This is a genomic window from Olsenella massiliensis (assembly GCF_001457795.1).
Classification (GTDB): domain Bacteria; phylum Actinomycetota; class Coriobacteriia; order Coriobacteriales; family Atopobiaceae; genus Olsenella_F; species Olsenella_F massiliensis.
The window spans coordinates 399,563-421,722 of sequence record NZ_LN898210.1 but is presented as its reverse complement, the minus strand read 5'-3'; the positions used below and the strand labels follow the sequence as shown (position 1 = coordinate 421,722).

The window sequence follows — 22,160 nt, the reverse complement described above, 5'->3', positions numbered from 1 at the left end:
GCGACCGACGCGCTCAGGCGGCGGGCGCTCGCGGCCGGCAGCGCCCTCGTGCGCGCCGAGGGAGACGACCCTGAGGAGCTCATGCTGCGCCTCGCCGCCCTGTGGCGCGCGCGCAACCCCCAGTGGACGCTCATAGGCGTCACGGGGTCGGTGGGCAAGACGACCACCAAGGACATGCTGGCGCGGGCGCTGTCCCGTCGCTTTGCGGTCCATGCCACCAAGGGCAACTTCAACAACCTGCTGGGGCTCCCGCTGACCATCCTGTCCGCCTCGCCCGAGGACGAGGTCCTCGTCTGCGAGATGGGCATGAACCATGCCGGCGAGCTCGCACGCCTCTCCACGTGCGCCCGGCCTGACCTCGCCCTGGTGACCAACGTGGGCACCAGCCACATCGGCCTGCTTGGCTCGCGCGAGAACATCGCCCGCGCCAAGGCCGAGATCCTCGTGGGGATGCGTCCGTCCGACGACGCCGCAGGTCGGGCGCCCTCCCGTCTCGTCCTGGGCGCGGACAACGACTTCGCCGCCCTCATCGAGGACGACTACGCTCGTCCCGCCGGCGTGCGCGTCGCCTACGTGGGCGACAGGGACGACGCCCTGACCCACGCGGAGCGCCTGAGCCTGGACGACCAGGGTCGCGCCGCGTTTGACCTCGTCTGCGCCGACGGATGGCGCCAGAGGGTCACGCTGGGCGTGCCGGGGCGTCACGTCGTCTCTGACGTCCTGATGGCCATGGCCATGGTCGTCCTGCTCGGGGTCGACCGCGCCGAGGCCCTCGACGCCATCGCGAGCATGCCCCAGACGAGCATGCGCCTTGAGCTGCGGTCGCGCCCGGGCAAGGCGCGCGTCATAGACGACTCGTACAACGCCAGCCCCAACTCCATGGCAGCCGCCCTTGACGTGCTCCGCTCGATGGACTGCGCGGGGCGGCGCGTCGCGGTGCTGGGCGAGATGGCGGAGCTGGGCGACGAGGCGGACCGCCTCCACGACTATGTGGGCGCCTATGCCGCCGCCGCCGATCCTGACCTGCTGGTCCTCGTGGGCGGGCGCCTCGCCTCGCGCATGGCGGACGCCGCCCTGACGATGGGGTTCTCGCCCGACCGCCTCGAGCGCGCAGGCGACGTCGACGAGGCCTCTCGCGTCATCGCCCCCGTCCTCGTCGAAGGTGACCTTGTCCTGGTCAAGGCCTCGCGCTCCGCCGGCCTTGACGCGTTTGTCCGGGAGGTGCTTGCCTGATGCTCGGCAACCCCAGCTATCCCACCTACCAGGTGTTCATCGCCGCCGCGCTCTCGGCGTTCTTGACGGGGGCCCTCATGCCCGTCTTCATCCGGCTCATGCGTCACGAGGGGGTGGGGCAGCAGATTCGCGCCGACGGCCCCCAGCGTCACCTCCAGAAGCAGGGAACCCCCACCATGGGCGGCGTCATCATCCTGTTGGGCGTGGTCGTCACCTGCCTCATCCAGTCCCGCCTGACGCCCGAGATCGTCCTGGCCCTGGTCGTCATGCTCGCCACGGGCGCCCTCGGCCTCATGGACGACATCGAGTCGGTGGCCCACAAGCGCTCGCTCGGGCTCACGCCGCCCCAGAAGATGGCGGGCCTCGTCACGGTGTCGGTGGCGTTCTGCCTCTGCGCCGTCAACGCCTGCGGCACGTCGCCCACGATCGAGTTCCCGGGAGGTCTCACGATTGACCTGGGCATCTTCACGACCGTCGTGAGCCTGGGCGGCGCCGTCGTCCGGGTGCCGTGGCTCTACGTGGCCTTCGTCTTCTTGCTCATGGCGGGGCTCTCCAACGCCGTCAACCTCACCGACGGCCTCGACGGCCTCGCGGGAGGCTGCGTGCTCGTGACCATGCTGGCCATGGCCATGGTCGCCTTCAGCTTCGGGTCGAGCGACCTCGCCGTCTTCGCGGCGTCCATCGCGGGCGCCTGCACGGGCTTCCTTTGGCACAACTGCTATCCCGCGTCGATCTTCATGGGCGATACGGGGTCGCTGGCTTTGGGCGGGTCCTTCGCCGCGCTGGCGGTCCTCACCAAGACGGAGGTCACCTCGCTCGTCATGGGCGGCCTCTTCATCTGCGAGGCGCTCTCCGTCATCGTCCAGGTCGTGAGCTTCAAGTCCACGGGCCGGCGCGTCTTCCTCATGGCGCCCGTCCATCATCACTTCGAGAAGCTCGGCTGGAGCGAGACGAAGGTCGTCATCCGCTTCTGGATCGTCTCGGCCGCCTTCGCCGCCCTGGGCTTTGCCCTCTACTTCCAGCTGAGCTAGGGGGACGTCATGCCATCACGCAAACAGCTCGGCGACGTCCTGGTGCTGGGGATCGGTGCGACGGGCAGGGATGTCGTCCGCTACCTGACGGGGCCGGCCGCCGCGCGCGTGGAATCTGTCACGGTCTACGGCGGGGCGCAGTCGCGTGCGGGGGTCGCGACCTGCGAGCTCGAGTCTGAGGGCGCCCGCTGCGTGCTGGGAACGGACGACGTCGAGGGTCGGTTTGACCTTGCCGTCGTATCGCCGGGCATACCAAGGCGCTCGGCGTTCTTCGCCGCGGCGCTCGCCCATGCCGACGAGGTCATCGGGGAGCCCGAGCTCGCGTGGCGGGAGAGCCCCGCGCGCTGGGTGGCCGTCACGGGCACCAACGGCAAGACGACCACCACGACGCTCGCCCAGCTCATGCTCGACGAGGGTCTCGCGGGCGCCCTCGCGGTGGGCAACATCGGCACGCCCGTCATCGAGCGCGTCGCCGATCGCGGGGCCGACACCTGGTTCGTCGCCGAGCTCTCGAGCTTTCAGCTCGAGACGACGCGCCTGTTCCACCCTCGCGTCGCCTGCCTGCTCAACGTGACGCCCGACCATCTTGAGTGGCACGGCTCCATGGAGGCCTACGCCGCCGCCAAGGAGAAAATCTTTGCCAACCTGGGAGGCGGCGACCTTGCCGTCGTCTCCGCCGACGACCCCTGGTGTCGCGCCGCCCGCGACCGCCTCATGGCGCGGGGCGTACGCACGCTCACGCTGGACGCCCGCGCGGACCCCGGATCGCCCCTCGCCGCCTTCGTGCGCGACGGGCGCCTGGTGGTGCGCCTGGAGGCGCTCGAGGCGGAGCTGCTGGGCGTTGACGAGATGGGCATCAAGGGCGTCCACAACGTCGAGGACGCCCTTGCCGCCTCCTGCGTCGCCCTCGAGCTCGGGGTTGACGCCGCCGTCGTCAACGGGGTGCTGCGCTCGTTCTGCTCGCTCAGGCATCGCATCGAGCCCTGCGGGACGGTGGCGGGCGTGCGCTTCGTCAACGACTCTAAGGCGACGAACCCCGACGCCGTCGCCAAGGCCCTGACGGCCTTTGACGAGGGGCGGGTCGTGCTGCTGCTGGGCGGCCATGACAAGGGTCTCGACCTGGGGCCTCTCTCGCGCGTCGTCGTCGCGCGCTGCAAGGCCGCCGTGTGCTTCGGCGTCGCCGGCGAGCGCATGGCTCGGGCGTTGGAGGGGGCTCGCGACGCGCGGGGGCGCCATGGCGGCCTCGAGGTCGTGCGCGCCTCCCACCTTCGTGACGCCTTCCGCGCCGCCGTCTCGCGCTCGACTGAGGGTGACGTCGTGCTCCTCTCGCCGGCCTGCTCGTCCTTTGACGAGTTTCAAAACATGGAGGAGCGCGGGGATGTCTTCAGGGACCTGGTGCGCTCTCTGGCCGCCGACAGGGGGCTATGATGAGCGCCGCGCCCTCAGGCTCGTCGACCCCGCAGGAGCGCCGCGCCCGCCGCGCCGAGCGGCAGGGACGACGCGACCGGGACCTCATCCTGGGCGTGCCCGCCCGTTTCATGAGGCCGCGGCTCGTCTTGCTGGCGGCCTCCGCCGCGCTTGCCGCCTTTGGCCTGCTCATGGTGTATTCCAGCTCCTCCGTGGAGGCCCTGACCGGCATGGGGGACTCCCTCTACTACATCAAGCGTCAGGCCCTCTTCGCCCTGGCGGGCTTTGTCGCCGCCGCCCTCGTGGTCAAGGTCGGCTATCGGACCCTCTCAGGGGTGCTGCTCAAGCCCCTATGGGCCCTCACGTTGGCGCTGCTGCTGCTGATCTGGGTGCCGGGGCTGGGCTCGAACGCCCTTGGGGCGTCTCGCTGGGTCGAGCTGGGCCCCGTCACGCTCCAACCCTCCGAGTTTGCCAAGATCACCGTCATCCTCACGGCCGCCCAGCTCTTTGAGGAGCGCTTTGGCGCGGGGAGGCTGGACGACCACGAGTTCGTCAAGCTCTTGGGCATGGGTGTGGGCCTGCCTGTCCTGCTCATCCTGGCCCAGCCTGACAAGGGGTCGTCGCTCGTCATCGTCACGTCGCTTCTGGTCATGGCCTATCTGGCGGGCGCCTCCGGCAGGCTGGTCATGGGCCTGCTCGCGCTCGGCGTCGTCGGGTTCTTCGGGCTGTCGCTCGTCCAGTCGTACTCCCGCGCCCGCATCCTGACCCTGTTCGACCCCTGGAAGTACGCCGACACGACGGGCTTCCAGCTCATCCGCGGCTTCTACGCCTTTGGCTCGGGGGGTCTCACCGGCGTCGGCATCGGCATGAGCCGTCAGAAGTACGGCTACCTCCCCATGGCATACAACGACTTCATCTTTGCCGTCGTGGGGGAGGAGTGCGGGCTCGTGGGAACCCTGGGCGTCATCGTGGGCTTCGTCGCCATCGCCTGGGCCGGCCTCAGGATCGCTCGTTACGCCCCCGACATGGCAGGCCAGCTCATCGCCCTGGGCTGCACCTCCCTGCTGGTCATCCAGATGCTCCTCAACGTGAGCGGCGTCATCGGCGTCTTCCCGCTGTCGGGCAAGCCCATCCCGTTCCTCTCGTACGGCGGGTCGTCCATCATGTCGAGCGCCATGCTGGTGGGGCTCATGCTGTCGGTGTCAAAGGAGTCCCGGCTCAGCCTGACGGAGTATGATGAGCGTCGCCAGGGGCTCAGGGTCGTCGGCAAGACGGGGGACGACCTCGCGCCGGTGGAGCACGTGGGTCAGGCGACGCCTCGCTCGAGGCGCGAGCAGGTCGTTAACGGCCCCCAGCTCAGGCTGGTGGACAGACGGGCCCCGCGCGCCGCGACGCCGCGCGAGCCGGGCGCCTTGCCGGGACGCCGTCGCATCGACCTGGGTCCCAGCGCCTTGGACCGCCTCCGGCGCGACGACGCGGGACCCCGCGTCAGAGGCGGGCGCAACGACGGAAGAAGGAGCTGATAGCCGTGTCCGACATGACGCGCATAGCCATAGCCGCCGGCGGGACCGCCGGCCACATCAACCCGGCGCTCGCCCTGGCGGAGGAGCTGAAGGCCCGCGGGCACGAGGTCACCTTCTACGGTCAGCCCTCGCGTCTCGAGGGGACCCTGGTGCCCCAGGCCGGCTTTCCGTTCGTCCCCTTGGACGTGACGGGCTTCGATCGGGCGCGTCCCTGGACGCTCGCCACGGCGCTGGTCCACATGCGCCGGGCCCAGCGCGCCGTCGCCGCCCATGTCGCCTCGGCGGGCGCGCCGGACGTCGCCGTGGGCTTCGGCGCCTACGTCGAGCTGCCGCTCCTCAGATGGTGCGCCGCGCATGACGTGCCCTATCTCCTTCATGAGCAGAATTCCGTCCCCGGTCTGGCAAACAAGACCATGGCGTCCAAGGCCTCCTGCGTGTGCGTCTCGCTGCCCGTCGCCATCGACGCGTTCCGGGGGCATGTTGGCGCGAGCACGCAGATCGTGGTCACGGGCAACCCCGTGCGTCGCAGCGTCGTCGACGCCAGCCGCGAGGAGGGCCGCGCCCACGCAGGCGTCACCGACGGGGACGTGCTCCTGCTCGTCTTCGGCGGCTCCCTGGGCGCCCGTCATCTCAACGCGGGGGTCTGCGCGCTCAAGGACGAGCTGCTCGCCCGGCCCGGCCTGCACATCCTGCACTCGACGGGGGCGAAGGACTATGACGACGTCGTGCGACGTCTGGCGCTGAGCGACGACGAGGCGGCGCGTTGGAGGGTCGTTCCCTACATTGACGCCATGGGGGAGGCCCTCGCGGCGGCCGACCTCGTCCTCAGCAGGGCCGGCGCCTCCTCCATCGCGGAGATCGCGGCCCTCGCCGTGCCCAGCATGCTCGTGCCGTATCCCTTCGCGACGGCGGACCACCAGACCACCAACGCCCGGTACCTGGTTGACGCCGGCGCGGCCGTGGTCCTGGCGGACGAGCGCATTGACGATCCCGCCTTCTCCCAGGAGCTCCTGGGGCTCCTGGACGACCCCGCCCGCCGCGCCGCGATGCGCGCGGCCGCCCGCGCGCTCAGGCAGGACCGCGCGGCCGTCGCCCTCGCCGACCAAGTGGAGAGCCTGCAGACGCCCCTCGCCCGTCACGCCTAGCGCCGCCCATGCGCTAGAGTAGGCAGGGGAGGCGAGCTCGCCCGCCTTGTCATCTGTCACCCTCCTTGTCTGAGAGGACCATCCATCCATGACGGACATCATTCCGGAGTTCTCGAGCGTTCACTTCGTCGGCATCGGCGGCGCAGGCATGAGCGGCATCGCCCGCGTCCTTCATGAGCGGGGCGTCCGCGTGACGGGCTCCGACCTCAAGGAGTCAAGCTACGTCCGCGACCTCGAGGAGGTGGGCATCGTCGCCTACATAGGCCACAGGGCCGCGACGATTGACGAGGCCCGCCCCGACGTGGTCGTGACCTCCTCGGCTGTCCCCGAGACGAACCCCGAGGTCATCAGGGCGCGCGAGCTCAACCTTCCCGTCTGGCCCCGCGCCAAGATGCTCTCGGTGCTCTCGCGGGGCCAGCGGACCATCGCCGTCGCCGGCACCCACGGCAAGACGACCACGTCGTCCATGGTCGCCACCATGCTCGACCATCTGGGCCAGGACCCGTCGTTCCTCATCGGCGGCGTCGTCGAGGAGTACGGCACCAACGGCAGGAACGGGGAAGGTCCCTACTTTGTGTGCGAGGCGGACGAGTCGGACGGCTCCTTCCTCTTCCTCGACCCCGACGTCGTCATCGTGACCAACGTCGAGGCCGACCACCTGGACCATTACGGCACCCTGGAGAACGTCGAGCGGGCCTTCTGCCAGTTCATGGACCTGGTGGGAAAGGACGGCTGCATCGTGGTCAACGGGGATGACCCCCACCTGGTGGAGCTGGCTCGCTCCGTGGGCAGACGCTTCGTCTCCTACGGCTTCGACGCGTCCTGCGACTACGTCTGCACGGCGAAGAGCAGCCCCCACAGCCTCGTCAGCACGCTCTGCGTCCGCACGCCCGAGCACGGCGAGGTCGAGGTCACCATCAAGGCCAACCCGGGTCGGCACAACATGGCCAACGCCACCGCCGCGATCGCCTCCGCCGACGTCTGCGGCCTGGACGTGGCGGCCGCGGCTCGTGCGCTCTCCGCGTTCCAGGGGGCCCACCGTCGCTTCACGCATGTGGGCGACATCGACGGCGTCACCGTCGTTGACGACTACGGCCACCATCCCACCGAGATCAGGGCCACGTTGGGCGCCGCCAAGGCCCTGGGGTACCGTCGCGTGGTCTGTGTGTTTCAGCCCCATCGCTACAGCAGGACGCAGGCGCTCGCCGACGAGTTCGCCCATGCCTTCGACGACGCGGACGTCCTCGTCGTGTGCGAGGTCTTCTCAGCGGGTGAGACCCCCATCCCCGGCGTCTCCGGCAAGGTGCTCGCCGGCAACATCCGCGCTGCGGGCGGCGTCGGCGAGGTTCGCTTTGAGCCCACGGCCAAGAAGGTCGTATCGAGGCTCGTCTCCCTGTGCCGCGAGGGCGACCTCGTGATCACGCAGGGCGCGGGCGACGTGACCGCCATAGGGCCGGCCTTCATCGAGGCCATGAGTGAGCGCGACGAGGCGGGACTCTCCTAGGTGAGCCTGTTCAATGCCTACATGTCGCTCTCGGGCGCGATTGACGGCGAGGTGCTGCGCGACGAGCGGCTCGCGCACCGCACCTCCTGGCGCATCGGGGGACCCGCCGACCTCTTCGTGCGCGCCCACAGCCTGCGCGCGCTCACGCGCACGCTCGAGGTGCTCGGCCGCGAGGGCATGGCATGGGTGATCCTTGGCAAGGGCTCCAACGTCCTCGTGTCGGACGAGGGCTACCGGGGCTGCGTGATCGAGCTGGGGCGCGAGCTGTCGCGCGTCGTCATCCGCGACGACGGCCTCGTCACGGCCGGCGCCGGCGTGCCCCTGCCCAAGCTCCTGCGCGAGACGCTCACGCACTGCCTGGGCGGCCTGGAGTTCTGCATGGGCATTCCCGGCACCCTGGGCGGCGCCGTCGCGCTCAACGCCGGCACGCGCGAGCGCCAGATAGGGCAGCTCGTGGAGAGCGTCGTCGTGACCGACCGTGACGGGCGTCTCGCGCGCCTGGCCGCGTCGGACATCGAGTGGGGACGCCGCCATGCCGACGTCGGGTCCGGCACCATCATCCTGGAGGCAGACCTGAGGCTCGTCGCTGGCGAGAAGGCCGCCATCGCCGCCGAGATGAACCGATACGTCGCGCAGCGTCGCCGTGCGCTGCCCCTGGGCGCCCCCTCGGGAGGCGCCGTCTTCAGGGACCCGCCTGACGAGTCGGCGGCGCGCCTCATCGGGCGCTGCGGGCTGAGGGGCGCCACGGAAGGCGGCGCCCAGGTGAGCGCGACGCAGGGAAACGTGATCGTCAACAGGGGCGGCGCCACTGCGCAGGACGTCATCACGCTCATGGGACGCATGCACGACGCCGTCCTCGACCGCTTTGGGCTTGACCTTGCGCCTGACGTCAAGTTCCTGGGCTTCGGGACCTGATCGGCATGGCAAGGCAGAGAGGCACCCGACGCCCGACGGGGCGCGAGGGGAGGTTCACCCTGGGCGACCTGCGCCGGCGCACGAGCCCGCGACGGCCGCACCCGCAGGACGCCCGCCCGACGCCGTCCAAGCGCACCATCGCGCCGGACCGTCGGACGTCGAGCGCCGAGCGGGACCGCAGGCAGATTCCCATACGCCGCGCCATCGTCATATGCATAGCCCTCGCCACCATGGCCCTGCTGGGCCTTTTCGCCCTGCTCGCCCTCTCATACACGTCCGCCTTCACCATAACGGGCGTCGAGGCGGACGCCAGCGCCCACATGGACGCCGCCACCATCGTCAGGCTCGCCAACGTGGACGCGCGCTCGACGCTGCTCAACCTCGACGAGGCCGCCGTCACCGAGCGACTCAGGAAGAACCCCTGGGTCGACGGCGTCAGCTACACGAGGGTGTTTCCCGACCGATTGCGCATCACGGTGCGCGAGCGCGACGTCGCCGCCATCGTGGTCATGGGGACTGGGGACATCGCCTGGCTGCTGGGCAAGGGCGGCGTCTGGATCGAGCCCTGCCCCCTCGAGGTCGGGCCCGGGCAGACCATCAACGAGGTGGCGCTCGCCAAGGCGAGCGAGCTTGGCGTCCTGCTTCTGACCGGGGCCCCCGGCACCGTGAGCCCCGTGGCCGGCCACGAGTCCACGGACGACGTCATCGAGGCGGTCCGGTCCTACCAGGAGAACTTCTCGGACGAGCTCAGGTCCCAGATCGTGAGCTACTCGATACCCAGCGTGGACTCGATTGCCTGCGTCCTGTCGAGCGGGGTCGTGGTGTCGCTGGGACCCGCCGCGAACGTCGATGCCAAGCAGTCGGCCATCCTGCGCATCCTTGACGAGCATCAGCACCGGCTCACGTACGTCAACGTGCGCAACGCGAGCAGTCCCGGCTACCGCGCCCTCGAGTCGGATGACGTCCAGGCGGGCAGCGGTGCCGTCGGAGACGGCGCGCCCTCTGGGCTCGCCGCCGGGCAGGACGCCCAGCCTGCGGACGCCGGGCAGGAGGCGACGGGAACATAGGCGCCGGTCGTGCCGGCGTGCTCCCGCCCGCGCGTCGCGACGCTCGCCTGTGTCGTCGCGACGATGTGATCAAGGTAAGCCTCAAGTGGAGCTAGAGGGGTGATTTTAGTTCACCTGCCGCTCGCACCTGGGCATTTCACAATTTCCCGACGATTGTTGACGTTCGTTTGCCGCATGTGCGACACTAACGCGCTTTGTGTAAGCCATAGGGGTCTACCTGAGGTTTATGGTTCCTTTACGATGCGCTGTCACGAAGCTTAGGAGCGACCACACGCAGTATCGAGGCGGGACGAGGCATGAAACCGAAACAACGTGCGAGTCATCTCAAGGCACACGCCAGGGTGCGAGCCCCCAAGACGGGCGGGCCCCAACGGCGTGAGGCCACCGAGACCGACGAGCCGGAGTCTGCCACCAAGCGAGGAGGAACCATGATCGACTCAGACATCCCCAGCAACTACATGGCCGTCATCAAGGTCGTGGGCGTGGGCGGCGGCGGCTCCAACGCCGTCAACCGCATGATCGAGGAGGGCATCCGCGGCGTCGAGTTCGTCGCCATCAACACCGACGCCCAGGCGCTCGCCATCTCGGACGCCGACATCAAGGTCCACATCGGCCAGGACATCACGCGCGGCCTGGGCGCCGGCGCCAACCCCGAGGTGGGCGCCGAGGCGGCCGAGGACTCGCACGACGAGATCAAGCAGGCCCTCGCCGGCGCCGACATGGTCTTCATCACCGCGGGCGAGGGTGGCGGCACCGGCACGGGCGCGGCCCCCGTCGTTGCCGACATCGCCAAGAACGACGTGGGCGCCCTGACCGTGGGCGTCGTGACGAAGCCCTTCTCCTTTGAGGGCCGTCCGCGCACCAGCCGCGCCGCCGACGGCATCCAGACGCTCTCCGACAGCGTCGACGCCCTCATCGTCATTCCCAACGACCGCCTCCTTGACCTCTCCGAGAAGAAGACCACCTTCATCGAGGCGTTCCGCATGGCGGACGACGTGCTGTGCAAGGGCACGCAGGGCATCACCGACCTCATCACCGTCCCCGGCCTCATCAACCTCGACTTTGCCGACGTCTGCACCATCATGCGCGGCGCGGGCACGGCTATGATGGGCGTGGGCACGGCCTCGGGGGACAGCAGGGCCATCGACGCCGCAGAGGAGGCCATCGCCTCCCGCCTGCTCGAGAGCTCCATCGACGGCGCGACGCGCGTGCTCCTCTCGATCGCCGGCAACAAGGATCTCGGCATCCAGGAGATCAACGACGCGGCCGACGTCGTGGCCAAGAACGTCGATCCCGACGCCAACATCATCTTTGGCACGGTCGTCGACGAGAGCCTGGGCGACCAGGTGCGGGTGACGGTCATCGCCACGGGGTTCAAGGACGTCAACGTCCAGCAGTCCCTCCCCTCGCTGGGCGTGGACAGTCGCCGCAGCGCCCGCAGCCAGCCCTCCGTCACCAAGTCGCGCGCGACGGGCTCCGGATCGGGCGCCGGCGACGCCACGCGCTCCTCGGGCTCCAACAACGACAAGGAGTTTGACATCCCCGAGTTCCTCAAGAGGAGTCGCATCTAGCATGGACGTCCCCAGCCTCAGCCGTCTGAGCTCGCAGGGAGTGAGCTTCCTGGGCGACGCGCGCCGTCCCGGCGGGGTGACGCTTGCCTTCACGGAGCGAGCAGGTGGGGTGTCCTCAGGCCCCTGGGCCTCGCTCAACCTGGGCGACTCCTGCGGGGACAGTCCGGAGCACGTGAGAGAGAACCGTCGACGCGCGCTTGCCGCCATAGGGGCGCAGGACTGCGCCGAGCGCCTCGTCGCGCCCAGGCAGGTGCACGGCGACGACATCGTCACCATACGCTCATGCGGCGACGAGGCGCTCGAAGAGGCCCGACTGCGGGCGCGGGAGGGAGCCGACGCCGTCGTATGCGTCGCGCCCCGCGTTCCCGTCCTGCTCTGCTTTGCCGACTGCCTGCCCGTGGTGCTCGTGGGGCAGGGGGGGTTTGCCATCGCCCATTCGGGCTGGAAGGGCACGATGCGGCGCGTCGCCGCGCAGGCGGCGACGGCGCTCGCGCACGAGCTTGGATGCGGCTGCTCCGAGCTTGTGGCCTACATCGGCCCACACGTGACGGGACAGGACTACGAGGTGTCCGACGATTTGCTCGGACGGTTCGCGCGGGAGTTCGGCGACGGCGTCAGGGCGGGCGGGCGCAGGCTTGATCTGGCCGAGGCGGTGCGCGTGGCGCTCGAGGGGGTCGGGGTGGAAAGGGAGAGGGTCTGTGACGCGGGCGTCTCCACCGCCAGCTCCCCCGAGAGGTTCTTCTCGTATCGAGCCCAGAACGGGTGCTGCGGGCGACAGGGCGCCCTTGCCATGATCGACGCTCAGGCTGAGGGAGGTGTCGTCGCATGAGTGACGAGCGTCAGATTGACGCCGTGGCCTTTCTCGGGCGCCGCCGCGCACGCATCCTCGAGCTGCTGGGCGAGGCCGCCCGTCGCAGCGGGCGGCGCGCCGACGACGTGACGCTCGTCGCCGTCTCGAAGACGGTCGGGCCCGAGCAGGTGGCTGCCGCCTGGCGGGCGGGCTACCGTCGCTTTGGCGAGAACCGACCCCAGGAGCTCAGTCGCAAGCTCGCCGCCCTGGCGGCTCATCCCGAGCTGAGCCCGCTGCGCTTTGACATGGTCGGCAACCTCCAGACCAACAAGATCAATCAGGTGCTGGGCAGGGTGGCCCTCATCCACTCCGTGTCGTCGCTGCATCTTGCGACCTCCATCGCCAAGCGCGCCGCCCGGCGCGGCATCGTGAGCGAGGTGCTGCTGGAGGTCAACGTGAGCGGCGAGGCGTCAAAAGGGGGCTTCTCCGTCCAGGAGCTGCGAAGGGACATCGACCAGCTCGCCGGCCTGGAGGGCATTGCCGTCAGGGGCCTCATGACCATGGCGCCGGCACATGATGCCGCCGCCGCGCGCAGGACCTTCGCGGGCCTGCGCGAGCTGGCGGAGGAGCTCAGGCAGATCTCGGGACTGCCTTTGGAGCAGCTCTCGGCAGGCATGAGCGACGACTTCCAGGCGGCCGTCGAGGAGGGCTCTACCATCGTGAGGTTGGGCAGGGTCGTCTTCGACCCGGGGTATACGATCGCGTAGCAAAAAACGTGCGGCTTCAGGAGGCCCGACCCCGCGTCGGACCGTCGGAAAGGCAGGTATGATGGGATTTCTTGACAACATCAGGGACAGGCTCCGTCCGCGGGACGACGACTTCTATGATGACGACGACTACTACGGCGACGGGTATGAGGACGAGGGCGCCGCATATGCCGGCCGCGACCTCGACGGGCACGAGACCTCGGGGGTCCTCGGCAACACGCGCCGCCCGGAGGCCGAGAGCGTCTCCGTCTACACGCGCTCGGGGCGCCCGGTGGACGGTGCCGCCACGGCGGCGTCTCAGCGTCCCTACCGGCCCTCGCGCCGCGACTATGCGGACGAGCGCCGCGCCCGCCCGGTCGAGCGCGACAGGGGAGGCTATGCCACCCGCGAGCGCGACGCGCGCGAGGGGGACTATCGCGACGAGTATGACCGCGACGACATCGACGCGTCGAGCTCGCATGACTCGCTCTTGGGCAACACCACGGGCGGCCGCACCCCGGCCGACATAGGCCTCAAGCCCATCCCGCGCCAGAGCACGTCGGGCAAGCTGCCTCCGTACGTCATCAAGCCCGCTTCGTATGACGACGTCCAGATGGTCGTGCGGCGCGTGCGCACGGGTCAGCCCGTCGTGCTGGCCTTCAAGAACACCAACATCGAGACGGCCAAGCGCGTCCTCGACTTCTGCTTTGGCCTCTCCTGCGGTCTCGGAGGCGCGGTGGAGGAGCTTGGCGACCGCGTCTTCGTGGTGCTGCCCCAGGGCATCGAGCTCAGCGACCAGGACGTGGACAAGCTTGTCCAGGACGGGACCATCGAGAGGTAGCCATGACAGCGCTTGACACGAGCATCGCGATCGTCGGCGGTGGCGCCATGGGATCGGCCATCGCCTCGGGCATCGTGAGGACGGGCACGGTGGAGGCCTCTCGCGTCCTTGTGGCCGACCACAACCAGGACAAGCGCACGGCCCTTGAGAAGCTGGGGATTCGCTGCTTTTCCGACGCGGCGGCGATGGCCGCCCTTGCGCCCGACGTCGTGATCCTGGCAGTAAAGCCGCAGGTGCTCCCCGCGACCGTGCGAGGGCTCGGCGAGCTGCTGGACGGCAGGCTGGTGCTGTCCATCGCCGCCGGCGTGACGCTCGGCGACCTCGAGGCGCTCCTGCCCGCCTCGAGGGTCGTGCGCGTCATGCCTAACCTGCCGGTGCGCGCGCTGTCCGGCGCCAGCGCCGTCTGCGCCGGGACGCGCTCGACACGGCAGGACGTCAGCCTTGCCGTGGCGCTGTTCGGCTGCCTGGGGTCGGCGCGCGTCATGCGCGAGGACCAGCTTGACGTCGAGGGAGCGGTCGTCTCCTGCGGGCCCGCCTACGTCGCGCTTTTTGCCGACATGCTCACGCGCGCCGCAGTGGAGCACGGCCTGGGCGCCGCCATGGCCCGCGAGATGGTGCTCGTGACGATGCGGGGCGTCGCGCAGCAGCTCCTTGACGACAAGGACCACCCGCGCAGCTATATGGAGCGGGTCACCTCGCCCGGCGGGACGACGGCGGCCGGGCTGAGGGCCATGGAACCCCTGCTCTTCGAGGCAATCGAGCGCGGCGTCGACGCGGCCTTGACGCGCACGGCCGACCTTGCCGCCGGAAGGGGGGAGTGACGGAATGCTGCATCTGCTCGCACGCCTGCTCGACGCCTATCAGATGCTGATCTTCGTCTGGGCGATCATGAGCTGGCTTCCCGCCAGGCCCGGGGGGGCCACCGAGGCCTTCCGCAGCGGCCTGAGCGCCATCGTCGAGCCGTATGTCGGGCTCTTCAGGCGCGTCGTCCCCGTCGTGGGCGGCATTGACGTCTCTCCCTGGGTCGCCATCGTGGCGCTGCAGGTCGTGGAGCGCGTCCTGCTGTGAAATATGGGATAGACTATGTTCAGTGGTAGCGGCCACTGTCGTAGCTCACATGGACAACGTTGAAAGGAACGAAAGATGGCTATCACTCCTGAAGACATTGAGGCGATGACGTTCTCCGAGGCCAAGAAGCATGGTTACAGCACCGAGGAGGTCGATGCCTTCCTGGACCAGCTCTCGAGCGAGGTTGACGCCATGATCAAGAAGATCGCCGACCTCAAGGGACGTCTCACGACTACCGAGCAGCAGCTGGCCGCCTCCCAGGCGCAGGTCGCCCAGCTGCGGGGACAGAGCGAGAGCGCCGCCGAGTTTGCACCCGCGCCGGCCCCCTATGCGCAGGACGCCGGCATCAGCGCCTCCGAGCGCCAGATCTCACAGGTTCTCATCGTCGCCCAGCAGAGCGCCGACAGGCTCATCGCCGACGCCCGCGCCAACGCCGACACCATTCGCAGCGAGGCCGACCAGAAGGCCCGCGAGGTCATCCGTCAGGCCCTGGCCGAGAAGCAGACCGAGATGGACGAGATCGACCGTCTGAAGCAGTCCCGCGAGGAGTTCCGCGGCGAGTACAAGAAGCTGCTCCAGCACTTCATGGACGACGCCGACTCCGTCTTCCCCGAGAAGACGCTGAACGTTCCCAACGGGTCCGCGCCCGCCAGCCCGCTCGCCGCCCCGGTCGCCCCCGTGCCCCCGTCGCAGCCGGCGCCGGTCACCGACAGCGATGCAACGACCTTTGCGCCCATCACGGACACCAACTTCAACGACCTGGACTAGCGCCGATGCCAGCAGGCGCCTTTGCGGGGGATGCCCCCGTGCGAGGTCGCAGGGGCGCCTGATCGCCGAGGGTCCCGATAGCGCAGGCCCCCGCTCTAAGCGGGGGCCTTCTTTCGTCCCGAGCGCGTCTTGAATGGCGAAAACGCGCGGTCTCAGGGGATCTGTAGGCAAGAGACGGCGGGCGCGGGCGCGTACGTCGCATGCAGAAGAGTGAATCGCGAAGTGGGCCGATAAGCCGGGTTCTGTCGTGGGCGGCCATTTATCTGCTGACGTCGTCGCCGACGCCCTCCAGCGCGCAACCCGAGCGCGGTGCGGGCCACACCATGGCGCTCCTATTTGCGTTTGCTCCGGAAGGGGCTTGCCAAGCCGTCCAGTCGCCTGGGCGCTGGTGGTCTCTTACACCACCGTTTCAGCTTTTCTCTCATCCTCGAAAGGACAGCGGGAGTCTTCTTTTCTGCGGCGCTTTCCGTCGGGTCACCCCGCCTGGCCGTTAGCCAGCTTCCTGCCCTGTGGAGCCCGGACTTTCCTCATGACGCTGACGCGTCCCGCGGTCGCCTGGCCCACTTCGCGATGGCGATTGTAGCACAGTCGCGCTCCCGCCGCGCCTCTCGGCCTCCCGTCGGCGGCGAGCCTCAGGTTTGCCCCGGGCGGCCTTACAACGTACGATAGCGCCCAGGCCAATCGAGGCGCGCTGGCCGCAGGCGGGCGTACAGGAGGGGACGACGGTGCAGGGGACGCCAGGCGACATGACCTTTTGCACGTTACGTGCGGGTGCGAGGGCACGGGGGGAGTTTGAGGACCGGCGCAGCCGGTTCATCGGCCTGCTGATGCCGGTCGGAGGCGAGCGTGACGCGACGCGTGGAGTGGCGGAGGTACGAGCAGCCCGTCATGACGCGCGACACAACGCCTGGGCATGGGCGCTGGCGGACGGCCGCGAGCGCTGCTCGGATGACGGCGAGCCCCAGCGCACGGCAGGCCAGCCCATCCTCCAGCAGCTGCGAGGGGCGGGCCTCGCCAACGTGTGCTGCGTGGTCACTCGCTACTTTGGCGGCACGCTCCTGGGTCCCGGAGGGCTCGCGCGGGCGTACGGCGAGGCCGCCTCGCGCTCGATCGCGGCGGCGCGAGAGGCGGGCGACCTTGTGACCCAGGGACTCGTCGTGCCCGTGACCTGCGTCGTCCCCTATGCCGCCTACGAGCGGACGCGGCATTTGGCCCTTACGTGCGACGGCAGGGAGCAGGACGCGATCTTCTTTGAGGACGTGCAGGTCACCTACGTCTTTCGTGCGGGTCAGGAGGGGCGCTTCGTCGCGGCCCTGAGCGAGCTGGCCAACGGCCGCGACGTGTGCCAGGTGGGGGAGGCGCGCCTCGGAACGCTATGAGCCGCCCGCGCGGCCGGGCCTCCCGCCGTCCCCTCGGCGACGTGTCAGACGTCCATGTCGAGCCGTGCCAGCTCCCGCCGAAGGCCGGGCGTCCCCCGGAAGACATGGCCCCTCAGGCCGGCCACTCGGGCCCCCTCCACGTTATCCGCATTGTCATCCACAAAGAGGCACCTGCGGGGGTCAAGGCCGTAGCGCTCGCAGAGCAGCCGGAAGATGCGTGGGTCGGGCTTCATGAGCCGTTCATAGGCCGAGACGATCCAGCCGTCGAGCACGTCCCAGACGGGCAGGCTACCGCGGATGCGCTCAAAGCGCAGGCCCGCATTGGAGAGCAGGTAGACGCCATGCCCCTCCTCATGCAGCGCTCGGGCGATCTCGCAGGTCTCCCCGATGGGTTCCTGGAGCGTGTCCCAGTTGGCAAAGGTCTGACGCAGCGGCTCGTGGAGGCGCTCGGGCAGGCGCGCGAGGGCGACGCGCTCCATGGTCTCCTCGTCGATGACGCCCGCATCGAGCAGGCTCCACTCGGTGCTGGCAAAGAGCGCCTTGAAGACGAGTCGCGCGTCCTCCTCGCAGCTCGTGTGAGCCCGTGAGAAGGACATCCCGTCAAAGCGCATGAGGACGTTTCCCATGTCGAAGATGACGGCATTGATCAGACCCCTCTGGGTCGTGAGCGCCTCGCGGCATCCCGGCCGCTCGCCTCCCATGGGCATCGCCCTACGCCCGGGCGCCGACGCCCAGGGCGCGGCCCATCCCGCTCCAGGGCTCGACCTCGACGTCGCGTGACTCGTCGTCCCATATGCCCAGCAGCTCGTCATCGACGAGGTCGCGCGTCACGTCCACCTCGCCGCCGTACAGGCGGAACCAGGCGGCGTCCATGACGAGGTAGCCGTCCTTGCCGGCGTCCTTGCCCCAGCTGTTCTCCACGCGCCAGGCCACGGGGTCGCCCGCCTCGTCAAGCTCCACGCCCTGGAGACACATGGCATGGGTGAGGCGCGTCTCTCCGATGTCTACCATGGAGCTGCGGTCCATGGAGAGGTCCACGCCAAAGAGGCCGCTCACGTCCACGGCGTCGGGGGAGAGGACGTGCCTGTAGTCCTCTATGTGGCGGGGGAACTGCTGCATGACGTCGCAGGCCATCCACACCGGACGTCCCTTCTGGAGGCTTGAGGCGGCCGCGCGGTCGAGGACCTCGGGAGCCACGTTGAGAAAGCGCGTCTTGATGCCGCCGATGACGGAGTCGCAGCGCCTCACGCGGTAGACCTTCCCAAAGGGAAAGCGCTCTGAGGGGATGGAGACCAGGCTCACGAAGCCCCGGGGGTCCAGGGGCACGTAGCGCTCGGCAAACTCGCGCGGCGTGATGTGGGGGTCACGCAGGATGCGTCGAGGCTTGTCCGAGCCTTCCTCCTCGCCGTCCTGGGCACGGTCGTCGTCGGGCTTGACGACGGCGATCTTCGCGGGGTCGGCCTTGCAGGCCGGGCCGACGGCGAGCGTCAGGTCCACATGGGCGGGGGGCTCGCCCAAACAGACGCAGAGGAGCCGGTAGACCTCCTCCATGTAGCGCGCCTTGGTCGCTCTGAGCGCCGCCGGTCCGCCGAGCTGCGCCCCCTGGGCGCGCATCTCGCTGGCGGCCTTATGCACCAGGCGCCCGAGCTGGGCGTTCATCTGGGATGAGTCCTTGCTGCAGGCGGTCTCGGGCATGGCGTCCTTGGGCACGATGCCCCACTTCTCGATGAGGCTCAGGGCAAACTGCATGTAGCCCCCGTCGTCCACGCCCTCGTCCATCAGCTGCTGGACCTCGCGGGCGTCGTCGGGAAGGTTCACGGTCTCGATGACGCGCTCGAGGGTGGCGTTGGCCTTCTCGAGCTTGTCATAGAACATGCCGAAGGCTTGGGAGAACTCGACGCTCTCTACGTCCAGGAGGCGCATCGTCGCCTGGCGCGCCACGTTGTAGGCGGCAAACAGCCAGCAGCGGCCGCTCTGTCTCTGATAGGTCACCTCGCCGGTCCGCCTGATGCTCACCGCGAAGCTGTCATGGTAGGAGCGCATCTTCGTGACGTCGCGGGCGGCCGCCATGACGTTCATGGACGTCGCCGCATTGCGAGCGACCCTGTTTGCCCTCTCTGCCGAGAAGGCCTCGCCCTGTCGTGCCGCCCAATCCGTGCGTACGCTTCCCTCTGCCATGCGTCCTCCTGTCACATGCGTCACCTCAGGGTCGGCGCGCAGACGCGCGCCGAGAGGAGGGCCCCGCCCATGGGGCGGGGCCCGTCGTCTGGTCTAGCGTGCGAGCGACCCCATGGGGTCCCAAGGCTCGAGCACGATGGGCTCGGCCTCGTAGGCGGCACGCTCCTCGTCGGTGAGATACTTCCTGTCCACCACGACCTGATACACGTACTCGTCGAACCACCTGTCCGAGAGCGTGTCAAACCCGTCGCGACCGTGGTCCTTGCCCCAGCTGTTCTCGACCTTCCACAGGACGGGGCTGCCGGCGTCGTCCAGGCGCACCCCCTCGAAGACCATCGCGTGCGTCATGAGGGACTCGCCGTAGTCAAGGCGCTCCGCCCGGTCGAGGGCCGCCTCAACGGCAAAGCCCATGAGGCCGTCCACGTCGAGGGAGGCGGTGTCCATGATGCCCTCAGAGGAGAGGTAGCTCTGGCCGACGTCGCAGCCGAACCAGACGGGCAGCCCGTCGCGCATCTGCGCGACGGCCAGCTCCTTGAGCCTGGCGACGGGGAGGTTGAGGTGACGGACGCCGTGGTCCTCCCAGACGTTGCCCAGGCGGCTCACCGTGAAGCTCCGGCCAAAGGGCTTGTCGGCCGTGGGGGCGCTGATCAGCGAGACGAAGTCGTCGATGGCCATGCCCACCACCTCGTCGAAGAAGCTTCGCGGCGTAAAGCTCCCGCTGAGCACGAGCTTGTCGTCCTTGTCGCGCAGGCGCACGTCAAAGCGCGCGGGGGGCTCTCCCAGGCAGATGACGAGCAGACGGTACACCTCGGCCATCATGGTCTTCTTCATGGCCGTAAGGTCGCCGGCGTCAGCGCCGGAGGCGGCCGTCTCGCGCAGGCGCTTGGCGGCCCCGCGCAGGTAGCGGGTAAGATAGGCGTCCATCTCGCGCGTGTCGCGCGAGCACGCCGTCTCGGGCATGGACTCCTTGGGCGCCACGCCGTACTTCCTCACCAGGCTCTTGAACATGTCCCACTGGCCGCCGTCGCCGACGGGGTCGGCGAGCAGGTGGGCCATCAGGCGGCCGTCGAGCGGCTCGTCCAGCGTGTCGAGGATGTTCTCGAGAAACCAGTTGCTCTTCTCGAGCTTGTCAAAGAAGAGGGGATAGGCCTGCGAGAGCTCGAAGGTCTTGAGCTTGTGGGCGCCGATGACGCGCTGGCGCATGGTGTTGAGGCTCGCAAACATCCAGCAGCGGCCCGAGCGCTGCTGGTCGGTGCGCTCTCCCTGGGTCAGCTCGATGTCAAACTGCAGGGTGTTGCTCGCGACGCCTTCGGGCACGCGGGCGGCCGCCCGTATGCCGGCCGAGCTCGCGGCGTTCTTGGCGACGACGTCGGCGCGCTGCGCGCCGAAGGCGGCGCGCGCGGCGGCGAGGTCGTCGGGGGTGACGCTCCTGTCCTGGTCCATGGCTGTCCTTTCATGATGAGGTGCATGGCGTTTTGCACGTTGAGCATAGCATTGACGGCCTGCCTCGTGCCGGGGCCGCATGCAATTGGCCTATACTCCTGAAAACGGTCGCAGCCCCCACTGTTCCCGCCTGCCTGCGGAGGATCTTCATGAGCACAGCGCCACGAACGCCCCTCTATAGTCTCCCCACGCCCGCCCTCGTCGTCCTGGACGCGCTCGAGGCCGCCGGCTTCGAGGCCTGGGTCGTCGGGGGCTGGGTGCGCGACGCCCTGCGGGGAGCACCCTCGCACGACGTTGACGTCACCACCGACGCCCGATGGCAGCAGGTGGCAACGTGCCTGCGCTCCCGGGGCGTCGAGGTGCACGAGACGGGCACCCGGCACGGCACGGTGACGGCCGTCGTCGAGGGTGCTCCCGTCGAGGTCACCACCTACCGCACCGAGGGGGGCTACAGCGACCATCGCCACCCCGACGAGGTGACCTTCGTGCGGGACGTGCGCCGGGACCTCGAGCGTCGGGACTTCACCATCAACGCCATGGCCTTCCATCCCCGCCGCGGCCTGCTCGACCTCTTCGGCGGGGCGGACGACCTGGCTCGAGGGGTCATTCGGGCCGTCGGCGAGCCGCGCAGGCGCTTCGAGGAGGACGCGCTCAGGGTCCTTCGCGCGCTCCGCTTTGCCGCCCGCCTTGGCTTTGCGATCGAGCCCGCCACCCAGTGCGCGCTCGACGGCTGCGCGGGCGGGCTCGCGGACATAGCCCAGGAGCGTATAGGACAGGAGCTGGACGGCATCGTCACGAGCGGCAGGCTGGCCTGGGCCCTCCTGGAGCAGACGGGGCCCCTGTGCCGCGCCCTGCCCGAGCTGCGCGCCTGCGTGGGCTTTGACCAGCGCAGCCCCTATCACGCCTACACGGTGCTCGAGCACACGGCCCGCGTCTGCCGCTCCGTCGAGGCGTTCTCGGGGGGAATGGCCACGAGGGAGCTGAGATGGGCGGCGCTGCTGCACGACGTCGCCAAGCCCCTCACCTTCACCGTGGACGCCAGCGGGCGGGGTCACTTCTTTGGCCATCCCAAGCGCGGGGCCCAGATGACCGAGCACCTTCTCAGGCGCTATGCGCTGCCGGGCGACCTCGTCGAGGGGGCCCGGACCCTCGTGCGCCTGCACGACCATGGCGTTGCCCCCTCGGCCAAGGCCGTCCGGCGCCTGCTGCTGCATCTTGACCGCCACTGTCCCGGCAGGGCCCCCGAGCTCGTCTTCTCGCTTCTCACCCTCATGCGCTCCGACGCGGCGTCAAAGGTCGCCTCCGCGGCATCCTACGCGGTGGAGCTTGACCAGACCGCCGCCGTCGTCCGCCGCGAGCTGGCCCGCGGCTCCAGCTATCGCGTCGCTGACCTGGCCGTGAGCGGCGCCGACGTCATGGACGCGCTGGGGACGGGCCCGGGGCCCCAGGTGGGGGAGGCGCTGGCGGGCCTGCTCGAGCGCGTCGTCGCAGACGAGGTCGCCAACAGCCGCGAGGCGCTCCTCTCGCTGCTGGCCCGGCGCCGCTAGCCCC

20 protein-coding genes and 1 other RNA gene are annotated in these 22,160 nt (G+C 69.4%); 17 read left to right on the top strand and 4 right to left on the bottom strand.

Annotated elements, in window-relative coordinates:
• The 15 genes from BN3001_RS04105 to BN3001_RS04035 form a co-directional block, all read left to right on the top strand.
• On the top strand, positions 1 to 1,233 hold a 1,233-nt coding region (locus BN3001_RS04105; RefSeq protein WP_058270512.1), incomplete at its 5' end, for a UDP-N-acetylmuramoyl-tripeptide--D-alanyl-D-alanine ligase.
• The gene (gene mraY, locus BN3001_RS04100) at positions 1,233 to 2,264 is read left to right on the top strand and encodes a phospho-N-acetylmuramoyl-pentapeptide-transferase (RefSeq protein WP_058270511.1); all 1,032 of its coding nucleotides are present in this window, start codon (positions 1,233 to 1,235) and stop codon (positions 2,262 to 2,264) included. The genes BN3001_RS04105 and mraY, both read left to right, overlap by 1 nt.
• Positions 2,265 to 2,273: 9 nt before the next feature.
• Positions 2,274 to 3,692, top strand: a complete 1,419-nt coding sequence (gene murD, locus BN3001_RS04095) for a UDP-N-acetylmuramoyl-L-alanine--D-glutamate ligase (protein ID WP_058270510.1) — start codon at positions 2,274 to 2,276, stop codon at positions 3,690 to 3,692.
• The gene (locus BN3001_RS04090) at positions 3,692 to 5,194 is read left to right on the top strand and encodes an FtsW/RodA/SpoVE family cell cycle protein (protein ID WP_058270509.1); all 1,503 of its coding nucleotides are present in this window, start codon (positions 3,692 to 3,694) and stop codon (positions 5,192 to 5,194) included. The genes murD and BN3001_RS04090 overlap by 1 nt, the downstream gene beginning before the upstream one ends.
• A gap of 14 nt (positions 5,195 to 5,208) precedes the next feature.
• Positions 5,209 to 6,339, top strand: coding sequence for a UDP-N-acetylglucosamine--N-acetylmuramyl-(pentapeptide) pyrophosphoryl-undecaprenol N-acetylglucosamine transferase (locus tag BN3001_RS04085; RefSeq protein WP_082629975.1), 1,131 nt, complete (start codon positions 5,209 to 5,211; stop codon positions 6,337 to 6,339).
• 88 nt (positions 6,340 to 6,427) lie between these two features.
• Positions 6,428 to 7,843, top strand: coding sequence for a UDP-N-acetylmuramate--L-alanine ligase (gene murC, locus BN3001_RS04080; protein WP_197407449.1), 1,416 nt, complete (start codon positions 6,428 to 6,430; stop codon positions 7,841 to 7,843).
• The gene (gene murB / locus BN3001_RS04075; RefSeq protein WP_058270507.1) at positions 7,844 to 8,758 is read left to right on the top strand and encodes a UDP-N-acetylmuramate dehydrogenase; all 915 of its coding nucleotides are present in this window, start codon (positions 7,844 to 7,846) and stop codon (positions 8,756 to 8,758) included.
• Between the two features lie 5 nt (positions 8,759 to 8,763).
• On the top strand, positions 8,764 to 9,825 hold the full coding sequence (locus BN3001_RS04070) for a cell division protein FtsQ/DivIB (protein WP_058270506.1): 1,062 nt from the start codon (positions 8,764 to 8,766) through the stop codon (positions 9,823 to 9,825).
• Positions 9,826 to 10,253: 428 nt separating this feature from the next.
• Positions 10,254 to 11,396 (top strand): cell division protein FtsZ, encoded by a 1,143-nt coding sequence (gene ftsZ / locus BN3001_RS04065; protein ID WP_058270505.1) that lies wholly within the window; start codon positions 10,254 to 10,256, stop codon positions 11,394 to 11,396.
• A gap of 1 nt (position 11,397) precedes the next feature.
• Entirely contained in the window at positions 11,398 to 12,225 is an 828-nt protein-coding gene (locus BN3001_RS04060; protein ID WP_058270504.1) for a purine nucleoside phosphorylase YfiH/LACC1 family protein, read from the top strand.
• On the top strand, positions 12,222 to 12,953 hold the full coding sequence (locus BN3001_RS04055; protein WP_058270503.1) for a YggS family pyridoxal phosphate-dependent enzyme: 732 nt from the start codon (positions 12,222 to 12,224) through the stop codon (positions 12,951 to 12,953). Before BN3001_RS04060 ends, BN3001_RS04055 begins: the two co-directional genes overlap by 4 nt.
• Positions 12,954 to 13,014: 61 nt before the next feature.
• Entirely contained in the window at positions 13,015 to 13,773 is a 759-nt protein-coding gene (locus BN3001_RS04050; protein WP_058270502.1) for a cell division protein SepF, read from the top strand.
• Positions 13,774 to 13,775: 2 nt separating this feature from the next.
• Positions 13,776 to 14,594, top strand: a complete 819-nt coding sequence (gene proC / locus BN3001_RS04045; protein ID WP_058270501.1) for a pyrroline-5-carboxylate reductase — start codon at positions 13,776 to 13,778, stop codon at positions 14,592 to 14,594.
• A gap of 4 nt (positions 14,595 to 14,598) precedes the next feature.
• Positions 14,599 to 14,841, top strand: a complete 243-nt coding sequence (locus BN3001_RS04040; RefSeq protein ID WP_058270500.1) for a YggT family protein — start codon at positions 14,599 to 14,601, stop codon at positions 14,839 to 14,841.
• Between the two features lie 75 nt (positions 14,842 to 14,916).
• Positions 14,917 to 15,609, top strand: a complete 693-nt coding sequence (locus BN3001_RS04035; RefSeq protein WP_058270499.1) for a DivIVA domain-containing protein — start codon at positions 14,917 to 14,919, stop codon at positions 15,607 to 15,609.
• Between the two features lie 215 nt (positions 15,610 to 15,824).
• Here the strand turns inward: BN3001_RS04035 and rnpB are convergent.
• An RNA gene (gene rnpB / locus BN3001_RS04110) (RNase P RNA component class A) lies at positions 15,825 to 16,176 on the bottom strand.
• 158 nt (positions 16,177 to 16,334) lie between these two features.
• Between rnpB and BN3001_RS04030 the strand changes: the two genes are divergently transcribed.
• A complete protein-coding gene (locus BN3001_RS04030) occupies positions 16,335 to 16,988 on the top strand; it encodes an IMPACT family protein (protein WP_235815035.1) in 654 nt (217 codons plus the stop codon).
• A gap of 44 nt (positions 16,989 to 17,032) precedes the next feature.
• Here BN3001_RS04030 and BN3001_RS04025 read toward each other — a convergent pair whose 3' ends face one another.
• The 3 genes from BN3001_RS04025 to BN3001_RS04015 form a co-directional block, all read right to left on the bottom strand.
• Positions 17,033 to 17,689: an HAD family hydrolase gene (locus BN3001_RS04025; RefSeq protein WP_082629963.1), complete on the bottom strand. Its 657-nt coding sequence runs from the start codon at positions 17,687 to 17,689 to the stop codon at positions 17,033 to 17,035.
• Between the two features lie 10 nt (positions 17,690 to 17,699).
• Positions 17,700 to 19,166 carry a C1 family peptidase gene (locus tag BN3001_RS04020; RefSeq protein ID WP_058270498.1) on the bottom strand — a complete coding sequence of 489 codons (1,467 nt, stop codon included), beginning with the start codon at positions 19,164 to 19,166 and terminating at the stop codon, positions 17,700 to 17,702.
• Positions 19,167 to 19,259: 93 nt separating this feature from the next.
• Positions 19,260 to 20,609: a C1 family peptidase gene (locus BN3001_RS04015; RefSeq protein WP_058270497.1), complete on the bottom strand. Its 1,350-nt coding sequence runs from the start codon at positions 20,607 to 20,609 to the stop codon at positions 19,260 to 19,262.
• A gap of 149 nt (positions 20,610 to 20,758) precedes the next feature.
• Here BN3001_RS04015 and BN3001_RS04010 point away from each other — a divergent pair, with 149 nt between their 5' ends.
• Complete coding sequence (locus tag BN3001_RS04010) at positions 20,759 to 22,156, top strand: CCA tRNA nucleotidyltransferase (protein ID WP_058270496.1); 1,398 nt, start codon at positions 20,759 to 20,761, stop codon at positions 22,154 to 22,156.
• Positions 22,157 to 22,160 lie beyond the last annotated feature (4 nt).

Coding starts and splice junctions, on each gene's coding strand:
- mraY (WP_058270511.1), top strand. CDS start 1,233: ATGCTCGGCAACCCCAGCTATCCCACCTACCAGGTGTTCATCGCCGCC.
- murD (WP_058270510.1), top strand. CDS start 2,274: ATGCCATCACGCAAACAGCTCGGCGACGTCCTGGTGCTGGGGATCGGT.
- BN3001_RS04090 (WP_058270509.1), top strand. CDS start 3,692: ATGAGCGCCGCGCCCTCAGGCTCGTCGACCCCGCAGGAGCGCCGCGCC.
- BN3001_RS04085 (WP_082629975.1), top strand. CDS start 5,209: ATGACGCGCATAGCCATAGCCGCCGGCGGGACCGCCGGCCACATCAAC.
- murC (WP_197407449.1), top strand. CDS start 6,428: ATGACGGACATCATTCCGGAGTTCTCGAGCGTTCACTTCGTCGGCATC.
- BN3001_RS04070 (WP_058270506.1), top strand. CDS start 8,764: ATGGCAAGGCAGAGAGGCACCCGACGCCCGACGGGGCGCGAGGGGAGG.
- ftsZ (WP_058270505.1), top strand. CDS start 10,254: ATGATCGACTCAGACATCCCCAGCAACTACATGGCCGTCATCAAGGTC.
- BN3001_RS04060 (WP_058270504.1), top strand. CDS start 11,398: ATGGACGTCCCCAGCCTCAGCCGTCTGAGCTCGCAGGGAGTGAGCTTC.
- BN3001_RS04055 (WP_058270503.1), top strand. CDS start 12,222: ATGAGTGACGAGCGTCAGATTGACGCCGTGGCCTTTCTCGGGCGCCGC.
- BN3001_RS04050 (WP_058270502.1), top strand. CDS start 13,015: ATGGGATTTCTTGACAACATCAGGGACAGGCTCCGTCCGCGGGACGAC.
- proC (WP_058270501.1), top strand. CDS start 13,776: ATGACAGCGCTTGACACGAGCATCGCGATCGTCGGCGGTGGCGCCATG.
- BN3001_RS04040 (WP_058270500.1), top strand. CDS start 14,599: ATGCTGCATCTGCTCGCACGCCTGCTCGACGCCTATCAGATGCTGATC.
- BN3001_RS04035 (WP_058270499.1), top strand. CDS start 14,917: ATGGCTATCACTCCTGAAGACATTGAGGCGATGACGTTCTCCGAGGCC.
- BN3001_RS04025 (WP_082629963.1), bottom strand. CDS start 17,689: ATGGGAGGCGAGCGGCCGGGATGCCGCGAGGCGCTCACGACCCAGAGG.
- BN3001_RS04020 (WP_058270498.1), bottom strand. CDS start 19,166: ATGGCAGAGGGAAGCGTACGCACGGATTGGGCGGCACGACAGGGCGAG.
- BN3001_RS04015 (WP_058270497.1), bottom strand. CDS start 20,609: ATGGACCAGGACAGGAGCGTCACCCCCGACGACCTCGCCGCCGCGCGC.
- BN3001_RS04010 (WP_058270496.1), top strand. CDS start 20,759: ATGAGCACAGCGCCACGAACGCCCCTCTATAGTCTCCCCACGCCCGCC.